This window comes from Jeotgalicoccus marinus DSM 19772, from assembly GCF_000425825.1.
GTDB lineage: Bacteria > Bacillota > Bacilli > Staphylococcales > Salinicoccaceae > Jeotgalicoccus > Jeotgalicoccus marinus.
On the sequence record NZ_KE384460.1, the window covers coordinates 347661 to 363840 of the forward strand.

Here is a 16180-nt window from a genome sequence, read left to right on the forward strand (position 1 = left end):
CTGTTCTATCCCAAACATCGACACAGAAATCAGAAATCATGTATAATACTAGCAGTAGATAGGGTGGTTTTGATATGAGAATATTATTTATCGGAGATGTGGTCGGAAAAGTTGGCCGCCGCATGTTAAAAAATTATTTACCTGGGTTAAAAAAAGAACACGGCGCGCATTTCACGATTGTGAATGGTGAGAATGCTGCACACGGTAAGGGGATTACCGAGCGAACGTATAAGGAAATACTAAGTGCGGGTGCGGATTTTATCACGCTAGGGAATCATGCTTTCGCTAAACGTGAGGTATACGATCTCCTCAATACAGATGTGAAAATGGTAAGGCCGGCAAATTTCCCAGAAGGTACACCGGGTAAGGGGGCCAAAGTGGTCAACATCAATGGTAAGAAGCTGTTGATCGTTAATCTTCAGGCGCGTAGTTTCCTTGAGCCAATTGAAAATCCTTTTAAAGTTATCGATAAAATTCTTGATAGTCATGAATACGATCAAGCTTTCGTCGACTTCCACAGCGAAACGACGTCGGAGTCAATCGCCATGGGTTATTATTTAGATGGTCGGGTGAATGCTGTCGTTGGTACGCATACCCATGTGCAAACGAATGATGCGACCCGATTAGAAAATGGGACAGTTTACATAACGGACGTTGGTATGACTGGCTTTAAGGATGGCATTCTTGGTATTAGAAAAGATGAAGTCATCAGAAGGTTCATAACAAATTTACCTGAAAGACATGTGGTACCTGATGAAGGAAAAGGTGTCATTAGTGGCGTCATTATCGACACAGATCAAAAATCAATTAAAAATTTCAAAGTAGAAGAATAACTATGAAGGGTTCAGTTCAAATATAAACTGAACTCTTTTTCTTTATTCCAATCAAATTTAGTGAAAATTTTGTCTGTTTTATGGCATAATATAATTAATTCGGTTTTCGAAATAAGTAAGTGGGATTGAAACAAGGGGTGCATGTGTATGTTAACTGTCTACCGTTATGCAACGAAATATAAATGGCTGATTGTATTTGCTTTAGTGTTTATGTTTATTGAACTGATTGTTGAATTAATTCAGCCACTGTTTATTCAGCAAGTCATCGACCAGGGGATACTTGCCAATGATTTAGATAACGTCATATTTTATTTAATTGTGATGTTTGCAGTATCGCTGATTGCATTTATATCCGGGATTCTGAATACATATTTCACTAGTCATTTAACCAATATGTTTGGTTATGATTTAAGAATGGCAATTTTTACTAGAGTCCAGCACTTTACTTTAGCAACATTCTCGAAATTTCCAACTTCAAGCTTGATTACACGACTCACACAAGATGTCCTTCAAACAGAAATGCTCTTGTACATGAGTTTACGTATATTACTTAGGGCACCACTGCTCGTTATTGGTTCCTTGGTCATGTCATTTGTAGTCAATCCGACACTTGGTTTTTATCTATCAATTCTAACGCCAGTCCTTGCGGTATTCTTATTCATTACTGCGAGAAAAGGGGCAAAAGTATTTTTAAGAGTGCAGCACTGGCTTGATAGAATTAACCGTTTTATTCAGCAAAATTTAGAAGCTGTTAGGCTGATAAAAGCCAACGACAGAGGGAAATTCGAAGCAAATAAATTCGCCAAGGTCGCAACCAAGTTAAAGACAGACACGACTTATGCTTTACGATTGATGGAATCGATATTACCGGTCTTACTTTTAATCATGAACGGCAGTTTACTACTGGTCTTATGGGTGGCATCTGACATTCTACAAGATAACGCTGTTGCTGTCGGTGAGATTGTAGCCATCATTAACTACGCCTTAAGAATGCAGGGTGGATTCTCAATGTTTGCCTTTTTAATTATCGCGACATCTCGTGCTAAGGCGTCAAGTGACAGAATAAGTGAAGTCCTTCATTCACCAATTTCAATAGATGGAGAACAGACGTATAAAGAGAGTGAAGAAGAAGGTTACGTTAAGTTTGAAAATGTATCATTCAAATATCCAAACGCCTCGCGATATGTACTTAAGAACATATCATTTGAAATATACGACAACGAAAACTTTGTCATCATGGGCGGAACAGGTTCAGGTAAGTCCACTTTGATTAGCTTGATTCCAAATATGTATGACCCGACAGATGGGAAAGTCTATGTCAATGATAAAGAAATCAGGGAATGGGAAACTGCGGACTTAAGGCAAACAATCGGTTATGTGCCGCAGAGATCTATGTTATTTACAGGTAGCATCTACGATAATCTCCTTTGGGGTAACATAAAGGCTGAAGAAGAAGAGGTCATGACTTCTTCAGAGAAAGCTCAAATTCACGATAATATAATGAGCTTTGATGATAACTACGATACGCCAGTGGGTCAGATGGGTGTCACTTTATCAGGGGGGCAAAAACAAAGACTCTCTATTGCACGTGCCTTGGTAAGAAAGCCGGCTATTTTAATTTTAGATGACTCAACATCAGCACTTGATATTAAGACAGAAAACAACTTGTGGGATGCCTTAAAAGATGAAAATGTGACGCGAATCGTCATCACCCAAAAGATTTCTACAGCCAAAAATGCTGACCGTATTTTACTTTTAGATGACGGTGAAATTGCGGGGCTAGGTACACACGAGGAACTGTTAAAATCGTCACCGCTCTACGGAAAGATCAACGAGTCACAGATGAAAGGGGGGCACATCGATGAGTAATTTTTTCAACAAGCCTTTTGGTCATGAACCTGTCTTAAAGAAGGAAGATATTGGTTCAAAACAGAAGCGTACGAGGGCAGATAATATGGGGCAGACGCTCCTGAGAATCTGGCAGTTCATGAGAGGTGAAAGAAAGTTATTATACCTCATCATACTACTCGTCGTTGTGACCAGTCTTTTAAGCATCGTTGGTCCATTTTTAGTTGGCCGTATTGTTGACTTTTATTTTATACCGAGAGAATTCGATGGGCTATTTAGAGTATTAATTATACTTTTAGCTTCCTATATCTTACTGTCATTAACAACATTTATTCAGGCCTACCTAATGGTCGGCTTATCACAAAGAACAATCTATAACTTAAGACAACATTTATTTGATCATATGCAGGAATTACCAGTCACTTTTTTCGATAATCGCCAACACGGGGAATTGATGAGTCGGATGACAAACGATATTGAAACCTTGTCTCAAACAATGAACTCTTCATTTATTCAATTTACGACAAGTATTGTGACCTTGCTCGGCACGTTTTCGGTAATGTTGTACCTAAGTCCAATTATGACATTTCTAACGGCATTAATTATTCCTTTACTTATCATTGGTGTCCGCTATATTACAAATCGTACAGGTCCGATTTTTAAAATGAGACAGAGACGTACGGGGGAACTTAATGGATATATAGAAGAAATTGTCTCTGGTCAAGAAATCGTTAAAGTATTCTCTCAAGAAAAACGAGCGATTGATAACTTTGAAGAAAAAGCGAGAAATTTAAGAGAAGTTACTTTCTGGGCAAACTTGTACTCTGGCTTTATACCGAAAATAATGAATATGTTAAATAACTTATCCTTTACTATAGTTGCAGGTGCTGGAGGCATTCTTGCACTGACGACAAACGGTATCGTTACTGTTGGTACTATTGTTGTCTTCGCTGAATATGCGAGACAGTTTACAAGACCGCTCGCTGACCTATCCAACCAACTCAACCAGGTACTATCCGCCATTGCCGGTGCTGAAAGGGTCTTTCAGATTATAGATACGCCAAAAGAAAAGGATAATGGAACGATTGAAAATTTACAAATTGAAGGAAATATAGAATTTAAGAATGTCACATTCTCATATTTAAAAGAACAAAAATCACCAACTATAAAGGATCTATCGTTTTCAATTCAGTCTGGTGAATCAGTTGCTTTAATTGGTGCTACTGGAGCAGGGAAGACGACGATTATGCAGTTACTGGCCCGTTTCTATGAGACAGATAACGGGGAAATTTTAATCGACGGTAGAAATGTTAAAGACTATAAACGGCATGCCATACGCTCACGTACCGCATTTGTCTTACAAGATCCTTATCTTTTTGAGGCAACAATCAGAGAAAATATTCGCTATGGACGCTTAGATGCAACAGATGAGGAAGTCATAGAAGCTGCTAAGACCGCCAATGCACACGACTTCATTATCTCGCTTGATAACGGATATGATACTGTACTTGATTCGGATGATGGTGTTGTTTCAGAAGGACAAAAGCAGCTGATATCTATTGCGCGGGCTTTAATTACCGATCCTGCAATCCTATTATTAGATGAGGCAACATCTTCAATTGATACGATTACAGAGCTTAAAATCCAAGAATCACTTGAGCGGCTGATGAAAGGGCGAACTAGTATTATTATTGCTCATAGACTCAATACTATAAAAGCAGTCGACCGAATCTTTGTACTTGAACACGGTAAAATGCTTGAATCGGGTACTGAAAAAGCCTTGCTCGAAAAGAAAGGAAAATATTACGATATGGTGAATCAGTAAGTTCATGAGATTTACATTTAATTCGTGTAAGGATTCATATATAATGGTGATATATAAACTTAAAGGTGGAACGTTTCATGTATACTAAGGAACAAATTATAGAAGAAGCAAAAAAGCTCGGTAAGATGATGGCTGAAACCGAGCAGGTTGAGTTTTTCCAAAAGGCAGAAGCTAAAATTCATGAAAACCAGGAAATTCGTGAAAAGATGGCAAGCTTAAAGAGCCTTCAGCAACAAGCCGTTAACTTCCAAAACTACGGTAAGGAACGCGCTTATAAGATGACTGAAGAAAAGCTCGCAAAAATTGAAGAAGAGTTAAACGACATGCCATTAGTCGAACAATTCCAAGCATCCCAAGCGGGTGTCAATGAACTATTACAAATGGTGTCTCACGCGATCAGCTCAACTGTTACTCAAGAAGTGATTGAAAGAACGGGTGGAGATGTGCTCCAAGGTGAAACTGGAGCTGCTGTTAGAAACAGACCGAACCAAAACAAAGATCAATTTAAATAAGCAATTTTTAAAGCCGATAACCAACTGATGTTGATTACGGCTTTTTTCTTAAAAAAAGGGGGATTTATAAATGAATAAACTGACGAGAAATTTAACCTTAACTTCTGTTTTTGTTGCTTTAAATGTGGTCTTAGGTGTATTTATAACAATACCACTCGGTGTAATTAGAGCCGCACCAATGCAACATTTAATTAACGTACTCGGGGCAGTATTCACAGGTCCATGGGTCATCGTTCAAGCCTTCGTGTCCTCGACAATTCGAGTACTCTTAGGTACAGGCACAATATTTGCTTATCCCGGATCTATGATCGGTGCTTTATTGGCATACCTATTATATCGATATACTAAAAAATTGGCACCGACTGCCTTAGGTGAAGTGCTTGGAACAGGTATCATTGGGGCTCTAAGTCTGTATCCTTTGATGTTGATATTAGACCTCGACACTAATGTATATGCCGTTATTGCACTTGCATTTTTAGTGTCGAGTGCGATCGGTGCAACGGTGTCTTATTTTATCTTAAAAGCGCTCGAAAAGCGTGGAGTTTTAAACCGACTTTAAATGCTTCACATGTTATAATAATACGACAAGATTATCTTAGGAAGTGGAATAGATGGCAGAACTGACGCCGATGATGAAACAATATTTTTCGATAAAAGACCAACATCCCGATAGCCTATTATTCTTTAGGTTAGGTGACTTTTATGAGCTGTTTTACGATGATGCAGTGACTGCAGCAAAAGTGCTGGAAATCACACTGACTTCAAGAGATAAAAACAGTGACAATCCAACGCCAATGTGCGGTGTACCTTATCATTCTGCAAGAAATTACATTGCTAAACTCATCGACCATGGTTTTAAAGTCGCAATCTGTGAGCAGATGGAAAACCCGCGTGAAACTAAAGGCATGGTGAAACGTCAAGTCGTCCGAGTCATTACGCCAGGCACTTTAATCGATGATTTTGGAATGGAAGACGGCGCGAGTAACTATATTTTAGCGCTCAGAGAAGTGAATCAAACATATGAGGTCGCTTACGGTGATATTTCAACGGGAGAAATCCATGCCTTCTCAACCGCGAACCAGGACGATTTGAAGAGTGAAATCGAGACAATCGGTGCAAGTGAATTAGTCGTGGATTCAAGTTCAGAGTACCTGCTAAGTAAAATATATAGTGATCCACCGCTATATACTGTCTTTGAAGCGGTTGATAAGAAGGATTACGACTTTGAAGATGATGTCGTTGAACATGAGGCGATTCAGCTCCTCTTAAACTATATTCGTGCACAAAACATGAGAGATTTAGAGCATTTAAAACCGGTGACTAAACACCAGTTGAATGCTCATATGAGATTGAATTATGCAGCCGTGTCGAATTTGGAATTGCTTGAAAATATTCAGACTAAAAAGCAAAAAGGGTCACTGTTTTGGTATTTAAATAAGACCGAAACACCGATGGGGAAACGTCGTCTAAAAAATATGATTGAACGTCCGCTCGTTTCTAAAAAAGAGATTGAGAACCGCCAACAAATTGTGACCGTTCTAATCGACCATTTCTCTGAACGTGAACAGTTGTCTAAAATATTGAATCAAGTTTATGATATTGAACGTTTGGTCGGGCGTTTATCGTTTAATAATATTGATGTGAAGGACTTTGTCCAATTAAGAGACTCGCTCGAAGGCTTACCTGAATTAAAAGCACTTCTAGAATATCTTTCATTAACTGACAATCAATTATTTAGAAATTTTGATAGTTTAGAAGATGTCTATGAGCATTTAACTGTATTTACAGATCAACCACCTAAGACGATTCGAGAGGGTAATATCTTTAAAGATGGGGTCTCTGATGAATTGGATGAACTTAGAGACATTTCAAATAATGCGAGAACTTGGTTGAATAATTACTTAGAAGATGAAAAAGAACGTACTGGCTTAAAAAATCTAAAAATTGGTTTTAATAAAGTTTTTGGCTATTACTTAGAAATTTCTAAAGGGCAAGCTGTAAACTTTGATGCGGATAAGTTCTCTTACAATCGTAAACAAACATTAACGAATGCAGAGCGGTTTATTACCCCAGAACTTAAAGATATGGAGAGTAAAATACTGACTGCAGAAGATGATAGCATCATGCTTGAGTATAAGATGTTTACTGAAGTTAGAAATCATATGATGACCTACATCGATCGCTTGCAACATACCGCTTCACACTTATCAATGTTAGATACATTGATTTCATTTGCTCATGTTTCAAATGAGCATCACCTTATTGCACCTGAATTTTCTAGTGATCGTACATTAGAACTTGTTGAAGCACGCCATCCAATTGTTGAACGCATGTTAAACGAAAGTACTTATGTACCGAATGATTTAAACATGACAGATGATGACTTTATCTATCTAATTACCGGACCGAACATGTCAGGTAAATCGACCTATATGAGACAAGTTGCTTTGATTATCATCATGGCTCAAATTGGTATGAGAGTACCTGCAAACAAAGCAGTGCTTCCAATATTCGATGCAATCTATACTAGAATTGGTGCGAGTGATGACCTATCTAGTGGAAAGTCGACTTTCATGATTGAAATGATGGAAGCAAATACTGCCCTTCAAAATGCGACTAAAGATTCTCTATTAATTTTTGATGAGATTGGCCGAGGGACGTCGACTTATGATGGTATGGCGCTCGCTCAAGCCATGCTATCGTATATACACGATGACATTGGAGCGAAGACCTTATTCTCTACGCACTATCACGAATTAACAGCCTTAGAAAATGACTTATCTGGGCTACAAAATGTACACGTTAAAGCGACTGAATATGATGGTAAACTGGTCTTCTTACACAAGGTGAAGCCTGGTGCAGTAGAGAAAAGTTATGGTATTCATGTCGCAAGACTTGCTGAACTGCCGGAAAAGGTTACCGAGCTTGCAGAATCTTACTTAAGTGGTTTTGAAAATAAGAGTAAAGAAGCGCCTGACAATACAATTTTCCAACTTGAACTACCATTAGACGATTCAGAAGAACAAGAGAGAAATATAAATAGTGATTTAATCGAAAAATTAGAAAGTATCGACTTAAATGAAATGACACCAATTGAAGCATTAAATACCTTAGCAGAATTCAAAAAACTATTGAAATAGGAGGCATATAAAATGAGTAGAATACACGTGCTTCCTGCTGATATACAAAACAAGATTGCAGCAGGTGAAGTGGTCGAGCGTCCATCATCGATCGTTAAAGAAATCGTTGAAAACTCACTCGACGCTGATTCCTCTGTTATAGAAGTCATTGTCAAAAACTCTGGTATGGAATCAATTAAGGTCATCGATAATGGATCTGGAATTGACTATGAAGATAGACACTTACTTTTTGAACGTCATGCGACGAGTAAGCTTGATACAAGCTATGACCTATTTGAAATACGTTGCTTAGGCTTTCGAGGAGAGGCCCTGAGTAGTATTGGTGCTGTAGCCAAGGTCACTTTAGAGAGTATGAGTCAAAATTCAACACCTTTTAAAATTGTCTATTCAGCCGGGACGTATGAAAGTGATACAGTTTGGCACGAAAGACAGGGGACGATAATTGAAATAGAAGATTTATTTTACAATACACCTGCACGGTTAAAATATATTAAAAACCTTAGAACAGAGGCCGGTAAAATTATTGATATCGTCCAAAGAATGGCTTTAAATAATCCAAGTGTAAGTTTCCGTTTAGTCTTTGATGATAAGGAACGCTTTAAAACGACAGGTAATGGCAACTTAAAAGAAGTTATTCATATCTTGTACGGTATGCAAGTATCGTCCAATACCTTAGAAGTACACGGGGTGAGCCCGGACTATGAAATTACAGGCTACGCAGTTAGACCAGAAATTACTCGGTCCAATCGAAATTACATCAATATAGCAATCAACAACCGTCACATTCGTAATTTCAAGCTCACTCAAAGCATCATCAATGCCTACCATACTCTTCAAGCGAAAGATAAATACCCGCTTGTCTTTTTAGATATTAAGATGGATCCGAAATTACTTGATGTCAATGTGCACCCATCTAAGGTTGAAGTTAAATTATCAAAAGAACGAGAACTGTTAGATTTAACAGAACAAGCTGTCAAAGATGCATTAACAGAGACACAGTTAATTCCAGAAGTTCAGCATAAGTCGAAAGAAGAGAGACAACAAAAACCAGAACAGTCATCGATAGACTTTAGTGAGGACCACTTAAAAGCCATAAAAGAATCAGCGAGTCTTTATCAGAGTCCACCCAAGAAGAATAATTTCTTCAAGGAAAGAGAAATCGAACAGACGAGTGACCGGGCCTCAACAAAGCAAGAGCGTCCGACCGAGACTAAACCAAAAGATCAACCGACTTATATCAATACAGAAGACAAGCTAGAAAAAGAAAAACTACCGTATTTGGAAATTATCGGCCAACTTCATGGAACCTATATCATCATGCAAAATGAAACCGGCATGTACTTAATGGATCAGCACGCCGCTCAAGAACGCATCAAATATGAATATATTTATGAAAACGTAGTAAAAGAAAATGACGGCGTACCATTACTGATTCCATATACCTTCGAATTTTCATTTGACGACGTCATTACCATAGATGAGAAACTGACTGAATTAAGAAATCTAGGTTTTGAAATTGATAAGACGGGCATGAAACAATATACAGTATCAGCATACCCATCATGGATTAACAAAGATAATCCAGAAGCGGATATCAATGACCTCATAGATTTTATATCCCACACTGACCACTTCGATATCAACAAATATAGAGAAGAAATGTCCATCATGATGAGTTGTAAACAATCCATTAAAGCCAATCACTACCTCGATAAAAAACAGATGGAAGCCCTGTTAGAAGAACTCGGTAAGTGTCAATCACCATACACATGCCCGCACGGCCGCCCAGTCATCATTCACATGACCACCTATGAGATCGAAAGACTGTTTAATCGGGTGATGAAGTAAGGTAGAAAGTGGGAACATGGTGTTTGGTGAGCTGGCCCGGCTCCGAAACCAAAACGAAGCGGATGAATCGGGTAAGCTCCGCTCCGAATCCAAAACGAAGCGGACGTAACAGGCAAGCTCCGCTTCGAATCAAAAACGAAGCGCATGTACAGAACAAGAACCGCTAAGAGGGGGGTAGTGCATGAAGATTATTAACAAAACAATGAAAAATAAAGGCAGGACGATTGCCGTGACGCATTATGTACCAGTTGAACCGAAGGCGAGTATTCAGATTTTACACGGTATGGCTGAACATAAGGACCGCTACAAGGAATTTTTAACTTATTTAACTTTAAATAATATTCATTGTGTTGTTCACAACCATAGGGGTCATGGTAGTGATGAGAAAAAATCTAATTTAGGTCACTTTGATTCTTTTGAAGATTTAATCGACGACGCTATGGTCGTCTATCGTTCTATGCCGAGAGATTTACCCAGGTTCGCACTTGGTCATTCCATGGGCTCAATCATATTAAGAAGACTGTTAACTGAGGATTTATATGACGGTGCGATTATTGTAGGTACAGGCAGTAAGTTATCTTTTAAAGATGCGCTGGCTACAAAATTCTTAAAAGTGCTCGCTAAAGTAATTCCAAAAACAAGATCGACACTCATCAACAAATTAGCATTCTTTGGCTACGACTCTAACTTCAAAGGGAATCATAAGAATCGATGGCTATCAAAAGATGATAGCAACGTCATCTCCTATAACGAAGATCCACATGCTGGTCAAAAGATGAGTGTGAAGGCGCTCAGTGAGATTTTATCGAATATACGTCAAGTGGATTCATCAAAGGTCATCAGACAATATAAAAACATTCCATACTTATTAATTGGCGGCAATGATGATCCCTTCTCTCATTTCGCGAGAGATTACGAGATTATACGCTATCGGTTAAAGCGCTTATCTGATCACGTTGACGTCATACTGGAGCCGAATGCACGTCATGAGGTGCTATTTGAAGAAAATAGAGGGGCGGTTTTTTCTAAAATCGTCAACTGGGTATACTTACATGGGAAAAAGTAAATTATTAATCCTTGTCGGTCCAACAGCAATCGGTAAAACTGATTTATCTATAAAAATCGCAGAACATTTTAATGCAGAAATTATCAGCGGAGACTCCATGCAGGTTTATAGAGGTATGGATGTCGGTACAGGAAAAATTACTATAGATGAAATGAATGGCATTCCACATCACCTAATCGATATTAAAGACCCGGATGAAACTTTTTCAGTATCTGACTTTCAAACAATGGTGGTAAACTTAGTGAAGGATATTGAGAGTCGAGGTAAAGTACCCTTCATTGTTGGTGGGACAGGTCACTACATTAAAGCCCTGATCGATGGCTATAAATTTAACGAAGAAGAAAAAGAAGATATCGATAAATTCACCCAATACTATCAGCAATTTACAACTGAAAATTTATTCAAGATGCTCAGTGAAATGGTGCAAGATGTTGATATTCACCCCAACAACAGACAGCGAATCATTCGTCGTCTGGTAAAGGAAAACCTAACAACTACAGAAAAGAAAGCGTATACACAAGAAGAGAAGTATGATACATTCATAATAGGACTTACAACACAGAGAAGTGTGATATACGATCGTATCAATTTACGTGTAGAAAAAATGTTTTTGGCTGGCCTTGAAAATGAGGTTAGGGGATTGTATGACAAAGGTATGTCTAAGACAGCGAGTCAGGCAATAGGCTATAAGGAATTCTTGCCATATTTTAAAGGGGAGGCGAGTATTTCTGAAGTCATGGAGCGTGTACAAGCACATTCTAGACAGTACGCTAAAAGGCAATTAACTTATTTTAGAAACCAGCTTGAAATTCATTGGTATGATATCGCACAGACAAACACGGATATTATCTATAATGATATATATCAATTCTTACAAACAAAAGGGGAGAATTAGATGAATTTACAAGATTCGTTTCTAGGGGAGTATAAGGAGTCGGGGCAGGTGTTAACCGTCTTCTTAATGAACGGTTTTCAACTGCAAGGTAAGATCAATGATTTCGACAAATATGTGATAGAACTGGATTCTGATGGGAAAATTCAAATCATATATAAGCATGCAATTTCAACTTTTGTACGTGCTTAAAAAAGGGGAAACCGACTGTGAAATCTCTACGGAGAAACTTTACAGTCGGTTTATTTTTTTACCCAGCTAGATAACGATTGATATCTTCTTCTATGTCTTTTGGATCTTTTTGAGGTGCATAACGTTTTGCTACAATACCTTCACGAGTGACTAAGAATTTTGTAAAGTTCCACTTAACTGCACTCGTAATAAGTCCGGACTTTCCTTCAGTTAGGAATTTGAATAATGGATGAATGTTTTCACCCTTCACATCGACTTTCTCCATGACAGTGTACGTCGCACCAAAAGAATTCATGTATGCATCACGTGCCTCTGTAGCAGAACACGGTTCTTGATTCATAAAATTATTGGACGGGAAGGCAAGGATTTCTAAGCCGATTTCATGGTACTTTTCGTATAATTTCTCTAATTCTGCGAGCTGGTTATTAAAACCACATTCACTTGCTGTGTTTACAATAAGTACGACCTTTCCTTCGAACTGTCGCATATTTATAATATTATCATCTGCGTCTTTAGCAGAAAGATCATAGAATGTCGTTTTCATTATATGATTCACCTTTCTTATTCAGAAACTGACTTAACTACTTTAATATAGCCTTATTTATAATTGCCAAACATGATATCGTAATATTAATAAAAAAATTTGGGGGTGTTTGTCATAGAAATGACGCATACCGGAATCATCATTGCAGCAAATTTACCTCAGACGAAGGATGTTGACGCTGAAGTCAAAGAATTAAAAGAACTTTCTGAGTCTATCGGTATCGAAATCCTTGGTATACATATACAAAATAGACAACGGGTTGATCGTAAATCATATGTGGGTTCTGGATTTTTAGCAGAAATCGAAGCACAATATGAAGACTTGGATTATTGCATTGTAAATGATGAAATTTTAGCCAGTCAAAATAGAGCAATTGAAGCGATGTTAGATACGAGTGTCATCGATCGGACCCAAGTTATCTTGGATATATTTTCTTTAAGAGCGCAGTCGAAGTCAGGTAAACTTCAAGTGGAACTCGCTCAACTTGAATACTTGGTTCCTAGGCTTAAAGGAGAAGGCATAAACTTATCACGCCTTGGTGGGGGAATCGGCACAAGAGGTCCCGGTGAAACAAAACTTGAAACGGACCGTAGGCACATTAACTCACGTATCTCTGATATAAAGCGGCAATTGAAAGTTATCGATAATCACCGCCTAAGATATCGGAATAAGCGCCGTGAAAATCAAGTGACGAAAGTGTCTCTAATCGGTTATACCAATGCTGGAAAATCGACACTTTTCAATAAGTTGACTAAGGCTGAAGCACTTGAGGCAAATAAGCTTTTCGCAACACTAGATCCACTAACCCGTGAGATGGTGTTACCATCTGGTTTCCAGTGTATTATCTCAGATACTGTTGGATTTATTCAGAAACTGCCGACGACCTTAATCGAGAGTTTTAAATCGACACTAGAAGAAGCAGCGGATAGTGATTTTATTATTCACGTGATCGATAATAATGCAGCTGATATCATCAGTCAGTATGATACAGTAGAGCAATTGATTCAGTCTCTGGATATGGCGGATATTCCTCAACTTGTCTTATTTAATAAGAGCGACCTAAACGACAGTAAAAAATTATTACCACCTGTGCCTTATAACTTTGTAAATAAAAATATGGATTCAACTGAACTACTGTCTTATATAGAAGACTTCATGATTAAGTATTTCAGTGATTATGAAGTGAGTGTGCCAATATATAGACAAGATAAGATTTATAATCTTAAACGACAAACGGTGGTTAAGGATATAGAAATCGAAGCAGAAACAGTGAAAATCTCTGGCTTTGAACCTGATGGGAATTTTGTAAATAGAATAATAGCTAAGGATGAAGATAGTGAATAAAGAAGAAAAAATTATAAGCATCATAAATGAGGCAGTAGAAGCGTTATCACCTCATTTTAAAGAGAATAAAGATTTAGCACATAAAAATTTTAAGAAGGTCATGCAGGCTTTTAACGCACATTCAGTTATGGAATCGGATTTTAATGGTACAACAGGTTATGGTTATGACGATACTGGGCGTGACAAGTTAGAGGATATCTATAGAGATGTCTTCAAGGCTGAAGATGCTTTAGTAAGAACACAGATCATTTCAGGAACGCATGCAATTAGTCTCGTATTACTCAGTATTCTAAGAGAGGGAGAAGAACTGCTTTATATTACTGGCCAACCCTATGACACCTTAGAGAAGGTTATCGGGAATAGTAAAGATGATGTTGGAAGCCTTAAGGAACTTGGCGTTAATTTTAATACTATTGATTTAAAAGAAGACAAATTTGACACAGAGAAAATTCTCGAATCCATCACGGATCAGACAAAAATAATTGGTATTCAACGCTCACGAGGATATTCTGCACGTAAATCAATGTCTATCAACGAAATAGAAACCATTATAAAAACAATCAAAGAAAAGCATCCAAATGTGATTGTCTTCGTAGATAACTGTTACGGTGAATTTGTTGAGAGTAAAGAACCTCTTGAAGTTGGTGCAGATATTATCGCTGGTTCACTCATTAAAAACCCAGGCGGAGGACTCGCAAAAATGGGTGGCTATGTCGCAGGTAGACAAGACCTAGTTGAACGCGTGAGCTACCGCTTAACTGTACCAGGTGTCGGCAAGGAAATGGGTGCGAGTTTAAATGCCCTAACAGATATGTATCAAGGATTCTTTATGGCACCCCATGCAGTTATAGAATCTGTAAACGGTGCACTCTTAATGGCTTATGTCTTTGAACAATTGAACATGACAGCATCACCGTCTTATAGAGATAAGAGAACGGATCTAATCCAAAGTGTGAGCTTCAATACTGAAGAAGAGATGATAACATTCACGCAAATGATTCAAAAAGCGAGTCCAGTCAATTCAAGATTTTTACCTATACCGGATCAAATACCTGGTTACCAAAACCCAGTAATTATGGCTGCAGGTACATTTGTACAAGGTGCATCACTAGAACTATCTGCTGATGGTCCGATTCGAGCACCATATACAGTCTATGCTCAAGGTGGTCTACATATTGAACACGTTAAATATGCCTTAGAAATGGTTTTAAGTGAAATGAACGAAAAGGGTATGATTCAACTCTAGGCCTTGTATTGAAAGGCTAGTGACACAATAATAGTTTAAGAGTATAATTAACTTCGATCTTACAAATTGGAGCAAACCATATGAAAAATGTATTTGCGTTATTAAAAGAAAATTTTGAAAACCTGCCATTGATTTGGAAGTTGAGTTTATATAATTTGAAGGCTTCATACGCTAACCACTATCTTGGTTTACTTTGGACAATTTTAATGCCAGCTGCCCAAGTTGGCGTATTTTATGTTGTCTTTGGACTTGGTCTAAGAGGGGATAGAGGAGATGTACAGAATGTACCTTTCCTCGTCTATTTGATTACTGGTATATTTGCCTTTGGTTTTATATCAGGCTGTGTCAATGCAACATCAAATGCCATTAGTAGCCAGATTAACTTAGTGACAAAGATGAAGTTCCCTTCATCTATCTTGCTTTCGATGTCGGTCATGAATAATGTAATTTCTTTTATAATTATGACTTTAATCGTACTAGTCATCAGTTTAGTGAACGGTTATTCTGAACCAAGCCATTATTTAGTATGGTTTTATTTTATGTTTGCCACCATTGCCTTTAGTTATAGTATTGGTTTAATAATGTCTTCAGTGAACATATTAATAAGGGACTTTAAAAATGTTCAGGCAAATGTAATGAGAATGTTTTTCTTTGTAACACCAATTTTCTGGGAGCCAGAAGGTAGACCACCATTGATGTCTATAATTATGGCTTTTAACCCATTCGCTTATCTTCTCATGACATTCAGAAATGCGCTCATATTTGATGGACCAGCATTTTATGGTACAGCTGCTGACCATATCTATTTCTGGTCGATTACATTGTTCTTATTCTTTGTTGGAGTTCAGGTTCATTATCGCTATAAAGACAGATTAGTCGATTATCTGTAG

14 protein-coding genes are annotated in these 16180 nt (G+C 37.9%); 13 read left to right on the forward strand and 1 reads right to left on the reverse strand.

The genetic code is table 11. From position 1 onward, the window contains the following. The first annotated feature begins 74 nt into the window (after positions 1-74). From H624_RS0110860 to hfq, 10 genes are all read left to right on the forward strand, one after another. On the forward strand, positions 75-833 hold the full coding sequence (locus H624_RS0110860; RefSeq protein ID WP_026867628.1) for a TIGR00282 family metallophosphoesterase: 759 nt from the start codon (positions 75-77) through the stop codon (positions 831-833). Positions 834-980: 147 nt separating this feature from the next. After that, entirely contained in the window at positions 981-2702 is a 1722-nt protein-coding gene (locus H624_RS0110865) for an ABC transporter ATP-binding protein (protein ID WP_026867629.1), read from the forward strand. After that, positions 2695-4506, forward strand: coding sequence for an ABC transporter ATP-binding protein (locus H624_RS0110870; protein WP_026867630.1), 1812 nt, complete (start codon positions 2695-2697; stop codon positions 4504-4506). Before H624_RS0110865 ends, H624_RS0110870 begins: the two co-directional genes overlap by 8 nt. 77 nt (positions 4507-4583) lie before the next feature. Continuing rightward, complete coding sequence (locus H624_RS0110875) at positions 4584-5018, forward strand: YlbF/YmcA family competence regulator (RefSeq protein ID WP_026867631.1); 435 nt, start codon at positions 4584-4586, stop codon at positions 5016-5018. Positions 5019-5088: 70 nt separating this feature from the next. Further along, a complete protein-coding gene (gene thiW / locus H624_RS0110880) occupies positions 5089-5577 on the forward strand; it encodes an energy coupling factor transporter S component ThiW (protein ID WP_026867632.1) in 489 nt (162 codons plus the stop codon). A 52-nt stretch (positions 5578-5629) separates the two neighbouring features. Next, a complete protein-coding gene (mutS, locus tag H624_RS0110885; protein ID WP_026867633.1) occupies positions 5630-8158 on the forward strand; it encodes a DNA mismatch repair protein MutS in 2529 nt (842 codons plus the stop codon). A gap of 12 nt (positions 8159-8170) precedes the next feature. Next, positions 8171-10006 (forward strand): DNA mismatch repair endonuclease MutL, encoded by a 1836-nt coding sequence (gene mutL / locus H624_RS0110890; RefSeq protein WP_026867634.1) that lies wholly within the window; start codon positions 8171-8173, stop codon positions 10004-10006. Between the two features lie 181 nt (positions 10007-10187). Then, on the forward strand, positions 10188-11072 hold the full coding sequence (locus H624_RS0110895) for an alpha/beta fold hydrolase (protein ID WP_026867635.1): 885 nt from the start codon (positions 10188-10190) through the stop codon (positions 11070-11072). Beyond that, positions 11059-11967: a tRNA (adenosine(37)-N6)-dimethylallyltransferase MiaA gene (miaA, locus tag H624_RS0110900; RefSeq protein ID WP_026867636.1), complete on the forward strand. Its 909-nt coding sequence runs from the start codon at positions 11059-11061 to the stop codon at positions 11965-11967. The genes H624_RS0110895 and miaA overlap by 14 nt, the downstream gene beginning before the upstream one ends. Then, positions 11968-12156: an RNA chaperone Hfq gene (gene hfq / locus H624_RS0110905; protein ID WP_026867637.1), complete on the forward strand. Its 189-nt coding sequence runs from the start codon at positions 11968-11970 to the stop codon at positions 12154-12156. It begins immediately after the preceding gene. A 58-nt stretch (positions 12157-12214) separates the two neighbouring features. On the opposite strand, the gene H624_RS0110910 is transcribed toward hfq, so the two are convergent. After that, positions 12215-12700, reverse strand: a complete 486-nt coding sequence (locus H624_RS0110910; RefSeq protein ID WP_035857287.1) for a glutathione peroxidase — start codon at positions 12698-12700, stop codon at positions 12215-12217. Between the two features lie 120 nt (positions 12701-12820). On the opposite strand from H624_RS0110910, the gene hflX reads away from it, so the two are divergent. The 3 genes from hflX to H624_RS0110925 all read left to right on the forward strand — a co-directional run bounded on the left by hflX (position 12821) and on the right by H624_RS0110925 (position 16180). Next, positions 12821-14044: a GTPase HflX gene (gene hflX / locus H624_RS12100; protein WP_035857289.1), complete on the forward strand. Its 1224-nt coding sequence runs from the start codon at positions 12821-12823 to the stop codon at positions 14042-14044. Further along, a complete protein-coding gene (locus H624_RS0110920; protein WP_425402335.1) occupies positions 14037-15290 on the forward strand; it encodes a methionine gamma-lyase family protein in 1254 nt (417 codons plus the stop codon). Before hflX ends, H624_RS0110920 begins: the two co-directional genes overlap by 8 nt. 80 nt (positions 15291-15370) lie before the next feature. Beyond that, entirely contained in the window at positions 15371-16180 is an 810-nt protein-coding gene (locus H624_RS0110925; protein ID WP_026867640.1) for an ABC transporter permease, read from the forward strand.

What these genes read in the sequence shown, in the direction of transcription:
- H624_RS0110860 (WP_026867628.1), top strand. Translation starts at nt 75, where the DNA reads ATGAGAATATTATTTATCGGAGATGTGGTCGGAAAAGTTGGCCGCCGC.
- H624_RS0110865 (WP_026867629.1), top strand. Translation starts at nt 981, where the DNA reads ATGTTAACTGTCTACCGTTATGCAACGAAATATAAATGGCTGATTGTA.
- H624_RS0110870 (WP_026867630.1), top strand. Translation starts at nt 2,695, where the DNA reads ATGAGTAATTTTTTCAACAAGCCTTTTGGTCATGAACCTGTCTTAAAG.
- H624_RS0110875 (WP_026867631.1), top strand. Translation starts at nt 4,584, where the DNA reads ATGTATACTAAGGAACAAATTATAGAAGAAGCAAAAAAGCTCGGTAAG.
- thiW (WP_026867632.1), top strand. Translation starts at nt 5,089, where the DNA reads ATGAATAAACTGACGAGAAATTTAACCTTAACTTCTGTTTTTGTTGCT.
- mutS (WP_026867633.1), top strand. Translation starts at nt 5,630, where the DNA reads ATGGCAGAACTGACGCCGATGATGAAACAATATTTTTCGATAAAAGAC.
- mutL (WP_026867634.1), top strand. Translation starts at nt 8,171, where the DNA reads ATGAGTAGAATACACGTGCTTCCTGCTGATATACAAAACAAGATTGCA.
- H624_RS0110895 (WP_026867635.1), top strand. Translation starts at nt 10,188, where the DNA reads ATGAAGATTATTAACAAAACAATGAAAAATAAAGGCAGGACGATTGCC.
- miaA (WP_026867636.1), top strand. Translation starts at nt 11,059, where the DNA reads ATGGGAAAAAGTAAATTATTAATCCTTGTCGGTCCAACAGCAATCGGT.
- hfq (WP_026867637.1), top strand. Translation starts at nt 11,968, where the DNA reads ATGAATTTACAAGATTCGTTTCTAGGGGAGTATAAGGAGTCGGGGCAG.
- H624_RS0110910 (WP_035857287.1), bottom strand. Translation starts at nt 12,700, where the DNA reads ATGAAAACGACATTCTATGATCTTTCTGCTAAAGACGCAGATGATAAT.
- hflX (WP_035857289.1), top strand. Translation starts at nt 12,821, where the DNA reads ATGACGCATACCGGAATCATCATTGCAGCAAATTTACCTCAGACGAAG.
- H624_RS0110925 (WP_026867640.1), top strand. Translation starts at nt 15,371, where the DNA reads ATGAAAAATGTATTTGCGTTATTAAAAGAAAATTTTGAAAACCTGCCA.